This is a genomic window from Nocardia jejuensis NBRC 103114 (genome assembly GCF_001613145.1).
Classification (GTDB): Bacteria; Actinomycetota; Actinomycetes; order Mycobacteriales; family Mycobacteriaceae; genus Nocardia; species Nocardia jejuensis.
Map to the genome: position 1 here is coordinate 40081 of NZ_BDBU01000005.1, position 18530 is coordinate 58610.

17 protein-coding genes, 1 pseudogene and 1 riboswitch are annotated in these 18530 nt (G+C 66.1%); of the genes and pseudogenes, 11 read left to right on the top strand and 7 right to left on the bottom strand.

The features are described 5' to 3' along the window. Positions 1-42: 42 nt before the first annotated feature. The 9 genes from NJ1_RS03660 (at position 43) to NJ1_RS03700 (ending at position 10846) form a co-directional block, all read left to right on the top strand. On the top strand, positions 43-1701 hold the full coding sequence (locus tag NJ1_RS03660; RefSeq protein ID WP_281202085.1) for an AMP-binding protein: 1659 nt from the start codon (positions 43-45) through the stop codon (positions 1699-1701). Continuing rightward, the gene (locus NJ1_RS03665) at positions 1698-3413 is read left to right on the top strand and encodes an AMP-binding protein (RefSeq protein ID WP_067687486.1); all 1716 of its coding nucleotides are present in this window, start codon (positions 1698-1700) and stop codon (positions 3411-3413) included. Before NJ1_RS03660 ends, NJ1_RS03665 begins: the two co-directional genes overlap by 4 nt. A 43-nt stretch (positions 3414-3456) precedes the next feature. Then, positions 3457-3648, top strand: coding sequence for a hypothetical protein (locus NJ1_RS03670; RefSeq protein WP_067687488.1), 192 nt, complete (start codon positions 3457-3459; stop codon positions 3646-3648). 250 nt (positions 3649-3898) lie between these two features. Further along, a complete protein-coding gene (locus tag NJ1_RS03675) occupies positions 3899-4888 on the top strand; it encodes an AraC family transcriptional regulator ligand-binding domain-containing protein (RefSeq protein ID WP_067687490.1) in 990 nt (329 codons plus the stop codon). Positions 4889-5157: 269 nt separating this feature from the next. Further along, positions 5158-5349 (top strand): hypothetical protein, encoded by a 192-nt coding sequence (locus tag NJ1_RS03680; RefSeq protein ID WP_067687492.1) that lies wholly within the window; start codon positions 5158-5160, stop codon positions 5347-5349. Positions 5350-5410: 61 nt separating this feature from the next. After that, positions 5411-5584: riboswitch (M-box (ykoK) riboswitch) on the top strand. A gap of 451 nt (positions 5585-6035) precedes the next feature. After that, positions 6036-7784 carry an ABC transporter permease gene (locus NJ1_RS03685; protein ID WP_067687494.1) on the top strand — a complete coding sequence of 583 codons (1749 nt, stop codon included), beginning with the start codon at positions 6036-6038 and terminating at the stop codon, positions 7782-7784. Positions 7785-7832: 48 nt separating this feature from the next. Beyond that, positions 7833-9119, top strand: coding sequence for an ABC transporter ATP-binding protein (locus tag NJ1_RS03690; protein WP_067687497.1), 1287 nt, complete (start codon positions 7833-7835; stop codon positions 9117-9119). A gap of 334 nt (positions 9120-9453) precedes the next feature. After that, on the top strand, positions 9454-9909 hold the full coding sequence (locus NJ1_RS03695; RefSeq protein WP_157573729.1) for a hypothetical protein: 456 nt from the start codon (positions 9454-9456) through the stop codon (positions 9907-9909). 268 nt (positions 9910-10177) lie between these two features. Further along, a complete protein-coding gene (locus tag NJ1_RS03700) occupies positions 10178-10846 on the top strand; it encodes a phosphoribosyltransferase family protein (RefSeq protein WP_067687501.1) in 669 nt (222 codons plus the stop codon). On the opposite strand, the gene NJ1_RS03705 is transcribed toward NJ1_RS03700, so the two are convergent. Together NJ1_RS03705 and NJ1_RS03710 are read right to left on the bottom strand one after the other, a co-directional pair. Continuing rightward, entirely contained in the window at positions 10843-11349 is a 507-nt protein-coding gene (locus NJ1_RS03705; protein WP_067687503.1) for a phenolic acid decarboxylase, read from the bottom strand. The genes NJ1_RS03700 and NJ1_RS03705 overlap by 4 nt on opposite strands. A 75-nt stretch (positions 11350-11424) precedes the next feature. Then, positions 11425-12111 (bottom strand): HAD family hydrolase, encoded by a 687-nt coding sequence (locus tag NJ1_RS03710; RefSeq protein ID WP_157573730.1) that lies wholly within the window; start codon positions 12109-12111, stop codon positions 11425-11427. A 138-nt stretch (positions 12112-12249) separates the two neighbouring features. On the opposite strand from NJ1_RS03710, the gene NJ1_RS03715 reads away from it, so the two are divergent. After that, a complete protein-coding gene (locus NJ1_RS03715; RefSeq protein ID WP_084477711.1) occupies positions 12250-14010 on the top strand; it encodes a hypothetical protein in 1761 nt (586 codons plus the stop codon). Positions 14011-14056: 46 nt separating this feature from the next. Here NJ1_RS03715 and NJ1_RS03720 read toward each other — a convergent pair whose 3' ends face one another. The 4 genes and pseudogenes from NJ1_RS03720 to NJ1_RS40935 form a co-directional block, all read right to left on the bottom strand. Beyond that, on the bottom strand, positions 14057-15637 hold the full coding sequence (locus NJ1_RS03720) for an adenylate/guanylate cyclase domain-containing protein (RefSeq protein WP_067687506.1): 1581 nt from the start codon (positions 15635-15637) through the stop codon (positions 14057-14059). 87 nt (positions 15638-15724) lie between these two features. Further along, entirely contained in the window at positions 15725-16369 is a 645-nt protein-coding gene (locus NJ1_RS03725; RefSeq protein WP_067687508.1) for a dihydrofolate reductase family protein, read from the bottom strand. Between the two features lie 217 nt (positions 16370-16586). Further along, a complete protein-coding gene (locus NJ1_RS40345; RefSeq protein WP_245717196.1) occupies positions 16587-16874 on the bottom strand; it encodes a hypothetical protein in 288 nt (95 codons plus the stop codon). A gap of 233 nt (positions 16875-17107) precedes the next feature. Further along, positions 17108-17245 (bottom strand): annotated as a pseudogene (locus NJ1_RS40935) (replication-relaxation family protein); the annotation flags it as partial. A gap of 31 nt (positions 17246-17276) precedes the next feature. Between NJ1_RS40935 and NJ1_RS38700 the strand changes: the two are divergent. Beyond that, the gene (locus NJ1_RS38700) at positions 17277-17579 is read left to right on the top strand and encodes a hypothetical protein (protein ID WP_157573731.1); all 303 of its coding nucleotides are present in this window, start codon (positions 17277-17279) and stop codon (positions 17577-17579) included. A gap of 105 nt (positions 17580-17684) precedes the next feature. Here the strand turns inward: NJ1_RS38700 and NJ1_RS38705 are convergent, their stop codons facing one another. Beyond that, positions 17685-18458: a hypothetical protein gene (locus tag NJ1_RS38705; RefSeq protein ID WP_157573732.1), complete on the bottom strand. Its 774-nt coding sequence runs from the start codon at positions 18456-18458 to the stop codon at positions 17685-17687. Positions 18459-18530 lie beyond the last annotated feature (72 nt).

Genomic DNA, 18530 nt, shown 5'->3' on the forward strand with positions numbered 1-18530 from the left:
CCGGGGGTGGCGGTCGGGAACTGTGACGTAGATCCTATCGAAGTGAGCATAAGCACGGGTCGGCCTCGGCCGGCAAGCTATTCCTTCGGGGTCTGGAACGCTCCCCTGCTCGGTGACACCATCGGAGCGAATCTGGACCGCAGCGCCGCCGCACATCCGGATCGGGACGCGCTGATCGACTACACCACCGGGCTCCGATGGACCTATCGGGAGTTCGTCGCGGAGGTGGACGCGCTCGCACTGGGAATGCTCGCAGCGGGACTCGGCAAGGGCGACCGGGTGGGCATGTGGGCCCCGAACTGCCCGCAGTGGACCCTCACCCAGTACGCGACCGCCAAGATCGGCGCGATCCTGGTGAACATCAATCCGGCCTATCGCGCGCACGAGTTGCGATATGTGCTGCGCCAGGCCGGGATTCGAGCGCTGATCGCCGCGCCGTTCTTCAAGACCTCGAACTACGCGGCCATGATCGAGGAGGTGTCGCCGGACTGCCCGGACCTCGAACAGGTGGTGCTGCTGGACAGCACCGCGTGGCGGCGGCTCTTCGAATCCGGTCACGCCGCTGACCCCGAGCAGCTGGCCATGGCGCAGGCGGGACTCTCGGCCGACGACCCGATCAACATCCAATACACCTCCGGCACGACCGGATTCCCCAAGGGCGCGACCCTGAGCCACCACAACATCCTCAACAACGGCTGGTTCGTCGGTGAGCTGTGTGGATACACCGAGCTGGACCGCATCTGCATACCGGTGCCGTTCTATCACTGCTTCGGAATGGTCATGGGCAATCTGGCCGCCACCAGCCACGCCGCGGCCATGGTCATCCCCGCACCGGCCTTCGACGCTCGTACGACCCTGGAAGCCGTTGCCGCCGAACGCTGTACGTCGCTGTACGGGGTGCCGACCATGTTCATCGCGGAACTGGCCGAGCCGGAATTCGACTCCTACGACCTGTCGAGCCTGCGCACCGGGATCATGGCCGGATCACCGTGTCCGGCCGAGGTGATGAAGCAGGTCATCGAGCGAATGGGCATGCGGGAGGTGAGCATCTGCTACGGCATGACCGAGACCTCACCGGTGTCCACGCAGACCCGCGCCGACGACACGATCGCGCAGCGCACGGCCACCGTCGGGCGGGCCGGGCCGCATATCGAGATCAAGATCGCCGATCCGGTCACCGGGCTGACCGTGTCGCGCGGCGAACCCGGCGAACTGTGCACACGGGGCTACTCGGTCATGCTCGGCTACTGGGGCGAGGCCGAGAAGACCGCCGAGGCAATCGATTCCGCTCGATGGATGCATACCGGCGATCTGGGCACCATGGACGAGGACGGCTATGTCGCCATCACCGGCCGGATCAAGGACATGGTGATCCGCGGCGGGGAGAACATCTACCCGCGCGAGATCGAGGAATTCCTCTACACCCATCCGGACATTCTGGACGCACAGGTCATCGGGGTTCCCGATCCGAAATTCGGTGAGGAACTCATGGCATGGATTCGTATGCGAGCGGGTACGAAAGCACTGACCGCGGCGTCTCTGCGTGAGTTCTGCTCCGGACAGCTCGCCCATTTCAAGATCCCGCGTTACGTACACATCGTCGACGAGTTCCCCATGACGGTGACCGGAAAGATCCGCAAGGTCGAGATGCGCGAGACCGCCGCGCGCCTGCTCGGCCTGTCCGCCCAGGAGGATGCATGACCAGCGTTGCCCGCGGCAGCAATACCGAGCGCTACCGTGCCGCGCGTGATCACCTGCTCGCGACCGCCACCGACTACGACGCCGCCGCGCGCACCTTCACCTGGCCGGAGCTCACCGGCGTGTTCAATTGGGCCACGGATTGGTTCGACGTCATCGCCCGGGGCAACGATCGCCCGGCGCTGTGGATCGTCGAGGAGGGCGGCGGACAGCAGCGAATCAGCTTCGACGACATGGCCACTCGCTCGGATCGCGTCGCGACCTGGCTCTCGGGCCTCGATGTCGGCAAGGGCGACCGCGTCATGCTCATGCTGGGCAATCAGGTCGAGCTGTGGGAGGCCATGCTGGCGGTCGCCAAGCTCGGCGCCGTCATCATGCCGACCACGGGCGCACTGGGTTCGGCCGATCTGATCGACCGAATCGAGCGCGGCGGCGCGGTGTACGTCATCGCGAACACCGCCGACATCCCGAAGTTCGACGATGTGCCGGGCGACTACACCCGAATCGCGGTGGGAGAGAACATTCCCGAAGGCTGGCATACCTACCGCGACGCCGCCCGCGTCGAATCGGCCGGGCCGTTCGCCGCGGTGACCGACGTGAGCGATCCGCTGCTCGTCTATTTCACCTCCGGCACGACCAGCAAACCGAAAATGGTGCAGCATTCGCAGACCAGCTACCCGGTCGGACACTTGTCCACGATGTACTGGATCGGCTTGCGCCCCGGCGATATTCACCTCGCGATCAGCGCGCCGGGCTGGGCCAAACATGCGTGGAGTTGCTTCTTCGCCCCGTGGCTGGGCGAGGCGACGGTATTCGTCTACAACTACACCCGTTTCGACCCCGAGGCCTTGCTCCAGCAGCTACGCTCCGCAGAGATCAACACCTTCTGCGCCCCACCTACGGTGTGGCGCATGCTCATTCAGGCCGACCTCGGCGACCGCCCCGCCGGTCTGCGCGAGATCCTCGGCGCTGGTGAGCCGCTCAACCCCGATGTCATCGCCCAGGTCGAGAAGGCATGGGGGCTCACCATCCGCGATGGTTTCGGACAGACGGAAACCACTCTGCAGGTGGGGAATACGCCCGGCCAAGCCGTCAAACCAGGGTCGATGGGCCGTCCCGCGCCCGGCGTACCGGTGGTACTCGTCGATCCGCTTACCGGGGAACTGTCCGACGAGGGTGAGATCTGCCTCGACCTGGCGGCGTCCCCGGTCAATCTGATGACCGGCTACCTCGGCGATCCCGAGCGCAACGCCGCGGTCATGGACGGCGGCTACTACCACACCGGCGATGTGGCCAACCGGGATTCGGACGGCTACATCAGCTACATCGGCCGCACCGACGACGTCTTCAAATCCTCCGACTACAAGGTGTCGCCGTTCGAACTGGAGAGCGTGCTGATCGAGCATCCCGCCGTGGTGGAAGCCGCGGTCGTACCCCAGCCCGACGACACCCGGCTGGCGGTGCCCAAGGCGTACATCACCCTGGCCGCTGGATGGGAGCCGAACCGCGAAACCGCCCGCAGCATCCTGGAATACGCTCGCGATCAGCTGGCGCCGTACCTGCGCGTACGACGGATCGAGTTCGCCGAGCTACCCAAGACCATCTCCGGAAAGATCCGCCGGGTGGACCTGCGCCGGCAAGAGGAACAGGCGCACGCCACCGGCGACCCGCGCTCCACCGAGTACCGCTACGAGGATGTTCTCACCGATAAGTAGACCTGAGCCCACCGCACCTACCACGACAGACCGGAGCCCGAGAGTGCCACACACCCTGGAGACCGCCACCGCTTACGTGATCGATGCCCTGGAAGCCAAGGGCACGGCGAGCCGTGAGGATTTCGATGTTCGCGGCATCGTCAGCGCGACGCACAACCTCGCGGAGACCTGGGATTTCCGAGCGGTCTGTCACAGCAGGTTCTGGGGCATAGCGGCCACCTTCCTCCGGCCCTGATACCCGAAGCAAGCAACCGATCGGGTCGGAGCCAGCAAACTCGAGCGGACATTCGAGCGGGCTAGTGAAGCGAATTCCTGGCGTTAGCCAGGGATTTCGCCGCACCATTGCTTATGCCCACCTCCGACACCGTCCTGATGTCCGGACTCATCCTGTCTCGCGCGGCGGCGGCAGGTATCGACCCGAATCGCCTGGCGGGCGAGGCAGGGATGACGCCGGCGACGATCCACGCCCCCGGGCACCCGCTACGATGATCTTCCGGCCCGAGTGTGCCGACAGTATTCTGCTGCCCCGCTTCGTACTTCGGCGCGCGGAGCAGGCGGGACTCGATCCGGATCGGCTGGCCGGCCTGGCCGGGGTACCCGGCTGGCGGGAGGGTGGTGAGGCCACCCGGGTGTCGAGCAGGTGCTGCACCCGCGTCTGGGAGTTGTTCGAGCAGGCGACCGGTGATCCGAATCTCGCCCTGCACAGCGCCGAGAGCACCGTCGGGGAGCTCGGGCTGCTGGAGTATCTGTTCCTGGCCTCGGGCACGCTCGAGGCCGCTCTCGCCGGGGTGGTCCGTCATTGCGGCACTCTCACAACGGGTTACAGCCTGCGAATCAGCGAGAGCGTCGAGACCGAGGCCACCTACGAGATCCGATCCGGCGTCGAGGAGGGTCGCGGGCGAGATTTGATCATGCAGGCCTTCTTCGCCCTGCTCGTCGGGCGGACCCGCTGGGCCACCCGCTCCCCGGTGGATCCGGTGCGGCTGAGCTTCCGGCAGGCCGCGCCCGACTCCAGGCACGCCTTCGAGCGGTTGTTCCGCAGCAAGACAATCGATTTCGGCGCACCGGTGGACTCCATCACGCTGCGCCGCTGCGATCTGGGGCTGCCGCTGAAGACCGCGGATGCGGATCTGGCCAGGGTGCTGCACGACTACGCGGCCACCCTGCCCGGACCCGCCACCTTCGCCATCACCTGGACCGACCGGCTGGCGCCGCTGCTGGACGCGGGTTTGGCGGACGGCACCGCCACCCTCGACGCCGTCGCGCGGCGGCTGCTCATGTCGCCGCGCTCGTTGCAACGGCGGCTGGCGGAGGCGGGAACCAGTTGGCGGCGCGAGATAGAACTCGCCCGACGGCGCAGGCTCGAGCGCGCCGGGCATCTTCCCCGAACCCAGCAGGCGGAGTACCTCGGGTACGCCGATCCGGCCAGCCTGCGGCGTGCGGTGCATCGCTGGCGAGAGAGCGGGGATCAGTGAAAGTCTCATGCCGCGGCCTCGTTTCGCAACCCCGCGGCGAGAGTTGGCGTGTGGGTGGCGGAGTTGGCGTATTCGGAACTCCCGGCGGCCGGGCACGAAAACAAAACTGGGCGGAAAGGCCGTAACGCCCTGGCGCGTTCGCCCAGCTCTACCCACCTCGCCCAGCTCTGCTCAACCCCCAACTCTGCTCAACTTCATCTGGCCTCCGACACTCTCCGCACCACACCGCTCGACCCTGCCCGGCTCGGTACTCGATTGGAGCTCAACCCATGCCCCACAGCGCCGCCACCGCCACCGCCTTCGTCATCACGGCTCTCGAGGCGAAGGGCACGGCCACCCGCGACGACTTCGACATCCCGGCCATCGTGACCACCACGTACAACCTCACCCAGACCTGGGATTTCCATCACGTCGATCGGACGCTGTTCTGGAATATCGCGGCCACGTTCCTCGAACACTGACAATTCGAATTCGCTCGGCTATCGAGCAATTGACAATCGCGTGCGCCTTCTCTAGGTTGGAACCGCACCTCGATAGGCGAGGCTCCTGCACGAACACAGGCCACTGATCTGACGACGTCGAGAGACGCCCAAGGTTAGGACAGATATCTCCGGATTAAGGGGTTATCCAAGGTGGCTTTCCGACGCCGTCGGAACACGTCGTGCAGTGCCGAAGCTTTGACGAGAGGGGTGTTCGTGGCCCGCTTCCGCCGGGCGACCTCCCCCGCGTGCGCTGGTACACAGTTCGCAGCAGTCGATTCGGCAGGAGGTGAGGGCGCTCTCATGACATCAGAGGACAATCCGGAGCCTCCCGGATCCACCCCTGCCCTCCTGTCCGATCCGCCGCATTCGCGCTGACGGCAGGACCTCATCCCGACGCGACGCCCGATAATTCGGCGCGCGTAATTCCACGATAATTCGGCAGCTCGGCGCTGCCGAATATTCGCGTGTGCAATTCCGGATGACATTCGGCAATTCGCGATAACGGTACCGTCCGCACGACCGTGCGAGTCGGCAATCGATGCTGCCCGCAGAATCTGCGTGTGCGGCCGTTTCCACAGTCATGACCGCCCCGCCGTCCCCCGAGGCGGCCGCGCAGAACGACCGAGCCTCGGCGGCGACGCCGCCCGGTCAGAGGAACTACAGCAATGACTCTCGAACTGGCAATTCCGAACAGCCCCAAGACGACTCCGCGAGCCCGCACCGGCCTCCGCCCGGCGGACTATCTGCTGATCACGGCCGGTGTGGTGCTGATCATCGTGGTACTGCGTCTCTTTCGCGACATGTCCGTGCCGTGGACGCCCGGCGCCGGATCGGACACGGTGTCCACCGATCCGTCCGACCTGCCCTACTACGCGGCCCGCACCCTCATGCGCATGTTCCTCGGACTGGTCGCCTCCCTCGTGTTCACCCTGATCGTCGGTCAGTGGGCGGCACGGTCGCGGCGTGCGGAAAAGGTGCTCATCCCGATGGTCGACATTCTCCAGTCGGTGCCCGTGCTGGCTCTGGTCTCGATCACGGTGAGCGCGTTCGTGGCCATGTTCCCGGGCTCCTACCTGGGCGCGGAGGCGGCGTGCGTGTTCGCCATCTTCACCGCGATGGCCTGGAACATGACCTTCGCGTACTACCAGGCGCTGCGCAATATGCCACGTGAGCTGGACGAGACGGCTCGCGTCATGCGGCTCACGCGCTGGCAGCGACTGTGGCACTTGGAGATTCCCACCTCCGTGGTGCCGATGATCTGGAACGGCATGATGAGTTTCGGCGGAGCCTGGTTCATGCTGGCCTCCTCCGAGGTGATCAGTGTGGCGGGCAAGGATCAGGCGCTGCCCGGGATGGGCAGCTTCATCGCCGCCGCCACCGCCGACGCCCAGGTGGGCACGCTCATGCTGGGCGCGCTCGTCATGGTGGTGACCATCGTGCTGGTGAACGTGCTGTTCTGGCGGCCGCTCACCGCGTGGTCGGAGCGGTTCCGGGTGGAGAACACCGAAAGTGCGCTGACCCCACGCAGTCTGGTGCTCGATCTGCTGCGGCGGGCCACCATCCCGTCCCGGATCGGGCGGCGGCTGCGGCCCGTCGGCGAGAGGATCGATCACCTGATGCGGGTGTTCGGGCGCAGCACCCGGTCCGCGTACGACGAGAGCCGCGACAGCCGCCTCGGCGACATCGTGTTCTTCGGACTGGTGTTCGGGGCGGTCGGCGGGCTGATCTGGGCGCTGGCCAGCTACTTCGAGCGCACCGTCGGATTCGCGGAATTCGGTCCGGCCTCACTGATGGGCCTGGCGAGCCTGAGCCGCGTCATCGTGCTGCTGATCTTCTCCACCATCGTGTGGGTGCCGATCGGGGTGTGGATCGGCATGAACCCGCGCATCTGCCGGTTCGCCCAGCCCGTCGTGCAGGTGCTGGCGAGCTTCCCGGCGCAGTTCCTGTACATATTCGTGATCGCCGCGCTCACCTACACCGGCATCTCGCTCGATATCGGCGGCACGGTGCTGATGGCGCTGGGCGCGCAGTGGTACGTGCTGTTCAACGTGATCGCGGCGGCCGGGCAGATTCCGACCGATCTGCGCGAGGCCATGGACGATCTGGGCGTGCGCGGCCGGGAACGCTGGACCGCGCTGATCCTGCCCGCGATCGCACCCGGCTACGTGGTCGGCGCGATCACCGCCTTCGGCGGCGCGTGGAATGCCACGCTGGTCGGCGAGGTGGTCGATTCCGGCGGAACCCATCTGGAGGCGTTCGGGCTCGGCGCGTACATCACCAACGCCACCGTGGACAACGACTTCGCCAAGGTGCTGCTCGGCACGGTCGTCATGAGCGTGGTGACCGTGGCCATCAACCGGCTGGTGTGGCGACGACTGCAGGTCCGGGCCGAGAGCCGATTCTCGCTGACCTGATTCACCGAATCTCCTGATTTACACCACTTTTCGAATGGAGGACACGACATGTCCGCTCCCGTCATCACCGTCGACCGCGTCACCAAGACCTTCACCAACCCGTCGGGCGAACAGCTTCCGGTGCTCTCGGAGGTCTGCCTGGAGCTGCGCGACGGCGAAATCGTCGCACTGCTGGGCAAATCCGGCTCCGGCAAGTCCACGCTGCTGCGCATCATCGCCGGGCTGGTGCGGCCCTCGGCGGGCACCGCCCGGCACGGCGACGACCCGATCACCGAGCCGAGCGCCGGCACCGCCATGGTCTTCCAGACTTTCGCGCTGCTGCCGTGGCTCACCGTGCGCCAGAACGTCGAACTCGGGCTGCGCGCCCAGGGCGTTCCGGTCGCCGAACACGACGAGCGCGTGCTGCGGGCGATCGACATGATCGGCCTGGACGGCTTCGAGAACGCCTATCCCAAGGAACTTTCCGGTGGTATGCGCCAGCGGGTCGGGTTCGCCCGCGCGCTGGTGGTGCAGCCGGAGGTGCTGCTCATGGACGAGCCCTTCTCCGCGCTGGACGTGCTGACCGCCGAGAACCTGCGCGGTGAGTTGATCCGGCTCTGGGCACAGGCGGCGTTCCCCACCAAGACCGTGCTCATGGTCACCCACAATATCGAGGAGGCGGTTCAGCTCGCGGACCGAATCCTGGTGCTGGACAACAATCCGGGCCGGATCAAGGGCGAGATCAGGGTGAATCTCGAGCATCCGCGCGACACCCGCGGGCGGCACTTCCTCGCCGTGGTGGATCAGGCGTATCGGCTGCTCACCGACGCCGGCTTCGACGGGGACCGCCGGGGGATCTCGCCCACCCCCACCACCCTGCCGCTGCCCGCGGCCGGCGTGGACGGCATCGGCGGCATGCTCGATCTGGTCGCCGCGATGGGCGGGCGGGCCGATCTGCCCGAACTGGCCGGTGGACTGCGCTTCGAACTCGACGACATCATGCCGCTGGTCGACGCCGCCGCCCTGCTCGGATTGGCCACCGCCGCGGGCGGGGATCTCGAACTCACTCTCGACGGTCGCGATTTCGCCGAGGCCGATATCGATACGGCCAAGCGGATCTTCGCCCGCGCGGCCCGGTCCAGGGCGCCGCTGGTCGCCGCAATCGATCACGCGCTCGAGAGCGCGAAAGGTCATCGGATACGGGACGGGTTCTTCCTGGACCTGCTGCGACGCGGCTTCACCGAGGACGCGGCCCGGCAACAGCTGCGCACCGCCATCGACTGGGGGCGCTACGCGGAACTCTACGAATACGACGCCGGCGAACACCTGCTGATGCGCGCACCCGCGTCGGTCTGACCGGTTTCCGGGAAATCGGGCGAACTGATTTTCCGGAATCATCGGCCGATCCCGTCAAAACGCAAGCCTCTACGCTGCCGGACAAGGAAATTCACAGCCCGTTAACCGAAATCCCACCGAACGCACGCCTCCGCGGTGAAACGCGATTACCGTTCCGCAACAATAGTTTTCGCATATCGGTCGCATCGTCGGCGTAGAATGGGCGAGACTCGAAGCCCGCTGACCCCCTCCTATTCGCGGATGGATCTATCGATTTCGAGTTCCACGCCGCTTCAGACCCCGGCGGTGCGTTCGAGTGAAGAACCCAGCGCAGGGGGCAAAGGTGAGCGAGGAAATGACTCGGTCCATGGCCGAGTCCGAAATCGACGACTCGATCACGCCATGGTTGCGCCGGTCGAATGCCGAGTGCGGCAGCGGCACAGTCGATTCCGTACGGCTGCGAAATCCGGGCCGTGATCAGGTCCCGCAGCAATGGATGGTGCGCGCCGTGGCCCTGCTGGACACCGACGCGGTCGTGGCCCTCCCGGCGGGGGTGGTGGTCGCGGCGGATCTCGATCTGGCGGCCGCGCAGGTGTACGACCGGCTCCCCGAACCCGTGCGGGTGAGGGGTCACTGCTATCTGGTCGCCACTCCGAGTACGGTGCGAGTCGATCCGGAATCGGGGCGGCTCATCACCGAGACGAGCCCCGACTGGGTGCAGCACCTGTGGCACACCGACGGCGGGTGGACCAGCGGCAGCTGGGTTCCGGCACACAGTGTTCCACGCATCGCGGATCCGGATCCGGGGTGATCGATCCCTGTGCGCGGCGGGTCGCGTGCCGGATCGGGGCGTCGGCAACGGCGCGCCGCGCCTGTCCGACGGGCGCGCCCATCACAGCCCGGCGACAGACGCCTGACGCGCGAATTCCCGGCGTACCATGGAGTTCCTGTCCTGTGTGAGTCCGGTCCCCCCTGACTCTCGGCCTGCGACAGCGGTTCTTCGGGGAGGACATCTGATGGCACGGGTATTCGATCTGGTTGCTTCCGATCCCGGATGATCACGGCCGCCGGGAAGACGCATGCCACCCTTCGTGGATCGCAATGACGCGGGACAGCAGTTGGCACAGCTGCTGGCGGCCTTTCGCGGGGACGACGTGGTGGTACTCGGATTGCCCGGCAACGGAGTTCGGGTCGCCCACGGCATAGCCGTCCGGCTACGGGTGCGCGTCGATGTTGTGCTGATCCGGCCACTCACCGTGACCCGGCCGACCGAGATGACCTACGGAATCCTGGGCGAGGACGGCGCGCGGATCATCGATTCCACCGCGATCGCGCACTGCGCGGTGCACGCCACCGAACTGGCCGATGCCGAACTCGATCACGCGGAGTCGTTGCGCAGCAGCGCGATCGCATGCCGCGGTGAACGCGCACGGGTGGATCTGTACGGCCGCACGGTCGTCATCACCGACGACGGACTCACCGATATGCGGGCCATTCGCGACGCCTGCATGGTCGCGACGCAACTCGGGGCCATCCGCGTCGTGATCGCCGTCCCCGTCGCCAGCCATCAGACCCTGGGCGCGCTGCGCACCTACGCCGACAAGGTGGTGTGCCCGAACCCGACGCCGTCCGCGCCCGTCGCCGAGAACTGGTACCAGCGCATCGACGCCACCACCGAGTCCGATATCGCCTGCCTGCTCAACACGAAACCCGAACCGGCGCAGGGCTGTTCGGAGGTATCCGGCTAGTCGGTGCGGTCGGCGTAGCCGAGGGGAAGTTTGTTCGGCGGGCGATCGATGACGGTGTCGTCGTCCTGCGCGCGGGAGGCGAGGAAGGTGATCCGGCCGGTCGAGGCGACCAGGGTCAGCGGGTAGGTCGGGCCCGCGTCGCGTGCGCGCAGGATCTCCTCGAGGCTGTCCTCGTACCGGACCAGCGTGAACTCCGGATGATCGAGCATCCACTGCGGATAGCTGATCGTGGTGTGCACGCGCCGCTCGCCCAGCCACGCGATGACGACGGTGGTCGTGCCCGTCGGCTCCACCCATGCGAGCTTGAACAGATCGTCGCGCAGCTGGACGATCTTCGCGGCCTGACCGGTGGACCAGCGGCCGAACATGGGGCCCATCAGGCAGCGGAAGGCGATGGTCTGCGAATTGCGTACGTAGAGCTCGTACTTCCAGCCGTTCTCGTAGGCATAGATGAGATGCATGCCGACTATTCCGGTCAGATCCCCATACAGGGCCGTGCTCATTCAGTCACTCCCGTCGGTCACACCGTGTCGGTCAAGCCCTGAGATACATCGGCACTCGATGAGCGCATGATCAGACTAGTGGAAAAGGCCAGGCCAGGTGGTCACCTCACCCAGTTGACGCCGGTCCGGGTCGGTGAGTTGATCGACGATGAGCGTCGGCATTCCGACCTGTGCGGCGGCCCCGTCCCGGGACGGACGGTCGCCCACCATGAGCGTCTCGCCGGGTTCGGTGCCGAGCCGGCGCACCATCTCCAGGAAGATTCGCGGGTCGGGTTTCTGCATCCCCACCTCGTGGGACAGGACGAAGGCGCCGATCGCGTCGAACGGCGGCACGCGGAAGCTCGGCCGGATGTCGAAATGGATATTGCTCAGGACGCCGATCGCGCACTCGCGTTCCCGCAGGACGGAGACGACGTCGGCGGCATCGGCGGCGAACCTGTTGTGGCTCATGTCCGAATCCACATCCCAGAGTGCGTGCGCCAGCTCGTCATCGAGACCGGCGTCCCGGAACACCCCGAAATAGGTCGAGCGGTGCCGAGCGGCGCTGGTATTGCCGTCCGGAGCCTGCAACCGGCTCAGCAGTTCGGGGGTGTGGATCGCCCGGAGCACGGCATCGACCGCCGGCCCGTCACATTCGCGCCGCGCCAGGCGCAGGGCCTCCCGGACCCAGCCCCGCGAGTCCAGTTCGGTGACCAGGGTGCCGCGCCAGTCGAAAACGACCGCGGCGATCCTGGGCGCGCGCGAGCTGTGCGATGTCGACATGATGGCCCCAGCGTAGATGCGTGGGCGAAGGGGAATCCCTTGCCGTCGGCCCACTCTCGCATTTGACCAAACGACATCGCGAATTATCGGCAATTCGCATATGGCATCGCCGGTCGCGGCACTGGAAGCTGAATCATCATGAACAGTGTGGTTCGGTCGGCGCTGCGCCGACGTGGTTCTATCGCGATGCTCACCTCGGCATTACTCACGGCCGGGCTGACGCATCCGGGGATGGCCGCGGCCGATCCCGAACCGTCCAGCGCGGCAACCGATCGTCAAGAGCAAGTCCTGTCCACTCGCGACGGGGTCATCACCTCCTATGTCAGCTATGCGCTGCCGCTCGCCGCCGATGCGGCTCCACACCCGGCGAGCTGCGATCGCGTCGGGCTGCTGCGGTATCGGCCGGTGGACGGGCCCGCCGCGTCGGCGGACGCGGAGCACATCGTCATCCAGCAGCAGGGACTCGGCGGCGGAGCGGAGAACTCCGACAGCGTCGCGTTCAATACCGTGCACTCCGCGCGGGCGATGGGACAGAAGATCGAATTCTGGGCCCTGGCGCGCCGCAGCGCCTGCCTGGACGAGACCGAGGGCTTCGATTTCGCGCTGAAGAGCGGCAACTACCTCGACGCGGTCGACTACTACTTCAACGGAAAACCGCTCGACGGCAAGGTGTTTCCCGGCTTCAAGAATTCGAACGACCTCACGATCCTCGACTCCATGGGGCTCGAACGCGTCGTGCGCGACCAGTACGAGGTCATGCTGCACGAGGTGCCCACACAGGCCGAGCGTGCACGCCGGTTCGTCTGCACCGGGATCTCGCTGGGCGGACTGGTCACCGGACTCTTCTCGGACTGGGACTTCGACGGTCGCCCCGGCTCGGATCAGTGTGCCGCCTTCGCCGCGCAGGATTCGATGGTGTCCTCGGATCCGGCGGCCATTCAGAACACTCCGATCCTGCACGACCTCACCAATGCCCTGGTGGCTCCGGCGGATACGGTGGTGCAGGCCGGATTCCGGGCCGGAGTCCTGCCGCGCACCCTCGGTTCCCTGCCGGTGCTGGGCACCAAGGGGTTCATGCTGCTGCGGCTGGCCGGACTCGCCGCGCATCTCGATCCGGACGGGGAGAGTCAGGTGCTCGCCCATATTCCGCACGATTTCGAGATGGACGCGACGCTGAACTATCTGTTCGCGCACAGTGCGAGCGCGTTCGCGACGAACGGCGCGGACGGCTCGGGCACCATGCGCGACTACCGATTCACCAATACCGCGCTGCTCGGCGAACTCATCGACAACAACTCCTCCAATTTCGAACTGTTCCAACAGGGATTGGGCGCGCTGAGCGGTGGACCCGTGCGGGAGAAGACCTTTCCCACTCCCGGTTCCGTCACGCAGATCCCGTTCATCGGCAGCTTCCTGCGACTCAGCGCCGGTCCGCAGACCCGGGTCGCGCCCAGCGACCGCAACGTCCTGTACACCTGGCGCAATTACGACGACGTGGCCGGGATCCCCTACACCTCGGCCGGCCACGAGGTCGCCGACATCCACGACGCCGCCCGCCAGCTGGCCATGGGAGCGCCGTACGCGTACTGGGAGACCTACTTTCCGCTGCGCGTCGTGGTGGACATCGGCGCCGGTTACGGCGGCGCGCGCAGCGGCGAGATGGCCGGACTGCGGTATCACGGGATGAGCCGCACCAAGCCCAACTACGTCGCCTTCGCCGCCGACAGCGTCGTGAAGGCGGGCGTCGGCACCTTCTTCCCCGCCCCGGCCTCGGCGACGGTCGTCGAACTGCCCGGATACAACCACGTCGACACCATCGGGGCGGCGCCCGTGCAGAACGACGGAAGCCCCGACTACAGCGGCGAGACGCTGGCTCGATTCATCCGGACGCTCGGCTGAGGCACGCCGCACCGGCAATTCCGTGAGAGGACGCGCGGACCACGCATCACGCCCGGTACATGGTGGTGCGTGGTCGCGCGAGGACTGTGGGCTCGACCCGTCCACGTAGCATCACCGATTCGCCGAGGCACCAGTGCTCGCCTTCCTCCGAATGCGCGGCGCCGAGGATCGCGGCGGAGGCCAGCACTCGACTCCGGTCGTGTTTGGCCAGTTCACACAGACGTGCGGCCTCGTTGACCGCGTCGCCGATCACCGTGAACTCGTAGCGGTTCCTGGCACCGATATTGCCGGCCACCACACGGCCTGCGGCGACGCCGATACCCGCGGTGAAGTCCGTGGCCGATGCGCTCAACCGCCGCTGAATGGCACGGGCACAGGCCAGCGCCGCGTTTTCGGCGCACTCCAGCGGCGCGGGTGCGCCGAAGATCGCCAGGGCCGCATCGCCCTCGAATTTGTTGAGCAGTCCGCCGTGCCGTTCGACCTCATCCACCACCAGATCGAAGAAGCGGTTCAGAATCTCCACGACCTCGGTCGCGGGCCGAGTCGCGGTCATCGTGGTCGACCCGATGATGTCGACGAACAACGCGGCGGCCGAGCACTCCTGACCACCGAGTTCCGGTTCCTGGGTGATGGCCGCCGCGGCGACATCGTGACCGACATGCCTGCCGAACAGGTCCTGGATTCGATCGCGATCGCGAACCCGCTGCACCATTCGATTGAATCCGTTCTGCAGCTCCCCCAGCTCGGTGCCGTCGAACACGGTGACGCGTGCGGTGAGATCGCCGTCCTCGACCCGATGCAGCGCCCTGCGCACGCTCCGGATCGGCGCCAGCGCGGCGGACAGTGCCTGGGTCATCAGGACAATGCCGAACACGAGGGTCGTCGCGCCGAGGACCAGCACGCAGGCGGCGAGCCGGGCGGTGCTCACCGTCGGTTCGAGCAGGGCCAGGACCGCCACGATCATCGACAGCGTGACCGGGGCGGCGGTGCCGAGTATCCAGGCCAGCACCGAGCGCCCGAAGACACCGATCCCCTGATGACGCTGGGACTCCGCCGCGTCCAGCACCCGGGCGGTCACCGGTCGCAGCGCGAACTCGGCGGCGAGGAAACTGTTCGCGCAGACGACGATCGCACCGAAAACGATGCCGAGTATCACCTTCGCGATCAGTCCCCGGTCCGCGTGCCCGTACAGCGGCGTCATCAGCACCAGGCCCCCGAACCACAGGGCCGCCTCCACGATCACCAGATGCGCCGGGACCGATGTCGTCGCGGCCTGTTCGGCCTCGTCCGGCACCCGATCAGGATCGATCGCCCAGTGCAGCGTGCGCAGACACCATCCGGTGCCCCAGACGACGCCGATCACGACAGCCAGGAAGGCGTAGAGCGGAAAGACCACGAAATTCAGCGTCAGCAACTCTTTGGTGAACAGCGGTGGACCGGGCAGCACGAACCCGACCAGCACCACGACCAGCGCAATGCCGAAACAGTTGGTCACCACGATCGAGCTGGTGAGCAACAGCTGAATTCGAATGCGCCGGACCCCGGACTGCTCTGCCGTCGTTCCCAGCAGCCGCGAGCCCCACGGTGTCGGATCCAGCGCCTCACGTGCGACGTCGAGGTCGACCATGGGTTGCAGCGTACGCCTGGCTATTCAGGGCCTGCGATGGCGAAGTCCTTACCCGCGGCATCGAGCGGGCGTCCGGTATCGCCCGGATCACCGTCGCCAGAACAAGTGGTGCGTGACGCCGCTGGGGCTCGGGACCACCTCGAGGTGGAAGCGGTCACGAAGCTCGTCGGGTGAGTCCCACAGCCGCAGACCGGACCCGAGTTCCACCGGCGCGACCGCCACATGCAGGGTGTCGACGAGATCGGCATCGAGGAACTGCCGGACCGTCGTGACCCCGCCACCCAACCGCACGTCCTTGCCCCCGGCCGCCGCGCGCGCCTGCGCGAGAACCGCTTCGGGCTTCCCCTCGACGAAGTGAAAGGTGGTGTCGGACAGCGTGAACGACGGACGCGGGTGGTGAGTCATGACGAACACCGGCGTGCGGAACGGGGGTTCCTGCCCCCACCACCCCTGCCACTCATGGTCCTGCCAGGGACCGCGCTGAGGTCCGAACTTGTTCCGACCCATGATCTCGGCGCCGATATCGCGCGCGAAATCCCGGGTGAAGTAATCGTCGAGCCCCCGGCTCCCGCCCGGATCGGTCCGATTGGGCCAGCTCGCCGTTGCCCCGGCCCACCCGAACAGCCGCTCCGGATTGTCACACCCGAACGGCCTCTCGAAGCTCTGCTCCTCCCCCGCCCCGATCCCGTCACTCGAGACATTGAAATTCATCACTCGCAGTAGTTGTTCCATCTGCTCTCACCCCTAGGGTTCGACCTGCTCATCGTGGTGGAGCGACGCCCCACACCATCACCTCGAACGAGCAGCGGATGAATCGACACCCGAACGCCGATGAAAATCCGCGCCGGACCGCACAACGCGAAAGCCGGGTCTGACGTGATGTCGAACCCGGCGTTCGTGGGAGTGGACGCTTGGCGGAGCGGCCCGCGCGATGACGGCCGCGATCTCGCTATCTCGTTCCGTCCCGAGGTTGCGCATCGAGGTCGAAGATCTGCTCGGCAGATTCCACGACCAGGGCCAGATCCAGCCAGCGGGTCAACTGATCCAGATCCGAGCAGTCGGTGACGCCTATCCGGACGGCGTCGGCGACCACGAGTCCCCGGCGATCCAGAATTCGCAGGACAGACCCGGCCAGCGCCTGTGCCCGACCTTCAGCCAAACCCTCGGATCGGCCGATGGCCTGGTGTTCGTGCGCGAAGTCGCTTTCCCAGTGGTAGTTCTCGATTGCCATGGCCACGAGTTCCTCCCACTCCTTCCGGTACCGGACAGGTACGCATTTGCTGATGTAGTCATGGTAGTGGACGCGCAGGTCAGGCTCGAGGTGTTGCAACGGTGCTCAATGTCTCTGAGCCGGTGTCGTATTCGAGGAAGAACCGCACGGCGTGGCCGCCGTGCTCCCAGCATCCGGGACCCGTCGGGACGGATCTGGGGGTCGCGATCGATCGGTGAAGTCCAAAACTGTTCTGCACGTTGCTTTTCCGACCACCACTGCGTCAAACCCTCCAAGGTAGTGGCGGCACCGTGGCGGGCTGGGTTGCAGGGTGCGGCCAGGGCGCAGGAGAAGCCGTTGACGCCCAGCCGGTGTCCAAGGGTCGGTGAGCATGCCAGGCGCTCGAGGGATAGTGCGTGGGCGGCCGGGGTGGGTGGTTTCTGGGCGCGCTGGGCGCGATCAGGCGTGCGCCGGCCCGCCTATGTCACCCATGTACGCCAACGGTTGGGCTGTCCGGTCGTTCTGCTGGCATTCTGTCCCGACGAACGAACCGCCCGCATCGTCTCGGTTCCTATCGAAACCGGGCACCCCGAATTCGTGTTCCGGCCGCGCACCTACCTGCCCACCACAGCACCCCCAACCGGGTGCTCCCTCGAAAACCCTTATCCAACTAGCGATAACGACATCGAGATCGAAACCCCGCGCAAAACAGCGAATATTCCATTGACGTGAGCAAGCTGATAGACCAGCCAGGTGGCGCCCGCCACCCGGAACGAAGACCTTGTCCCTCCGCGCACCCACGTCGATTGCCGGATACTGCGAACCGAGGCCCTAGGCTCAGCCCAGCAGTTCTCCACCCTGAATTCTGTCGAGAACCGCATTCGACTGCAGTTCGTAGCGATCATCAGGATGTTGTTGATAGAACCGCACCAGGTACAGCAGTAACGCGGGGTCGACGCCGAAGGCCAGTGCGGGAAGGTCCATCCATCGATCGGTTCGCTGCCGCCCCCAGCGCGCCATTCTGCTGTTGCCGGTGTCGACGTGGAAGGCCGATCCGGTCGTGGGGACGATTCGTACCATTGCCATCTCGTTCGCCACGCGCGGTGAGACGAGGGCGATATCATCCCAGGATATCGATTTCGTGACCGGTCCGGACACGCGCACAACACCCCCATGGCCAAGAGTCACGTGGTTGTCGCGGTGTCCGGCAAAGAGATACACGATGAGGAAAGCGAACGCGACGATAACAGCAAGAGCGACAACCAATTGCAGGACGTCGAGCCCCACGCGGGGGTCGTCTCCCGTGAACAAGTCCTCACTGACCATCACCGCACGAGCGGCTATGAAGGCGATACCCACAACCAGCCACACGGCCAAGGTTGCACGCGAGTATCGGACTAATGAGAATCGCAGCCCTGCTGCACCATCGAGGATGATTTGTTCCGGAAGGCGCTTGCGGCGTACGCGCAGACTTGGCAGTGCAATCCCTACGAAGGTGAGGCCGACGAGAACGCCAAGTACGCCGTAGACGGCCCGGGTGGTGTTTCCCGATGCGGCAGCATCGACGGTGAACGGCACGAAGACCAGCGACGCGATTCCGAAGAAGATCACGATGGCGACCGTGGCTGGTCGTGGACGCGAGCTGCCCCATTCGTCTGGCCATGGCAGCAGCCGGGTTTCGAC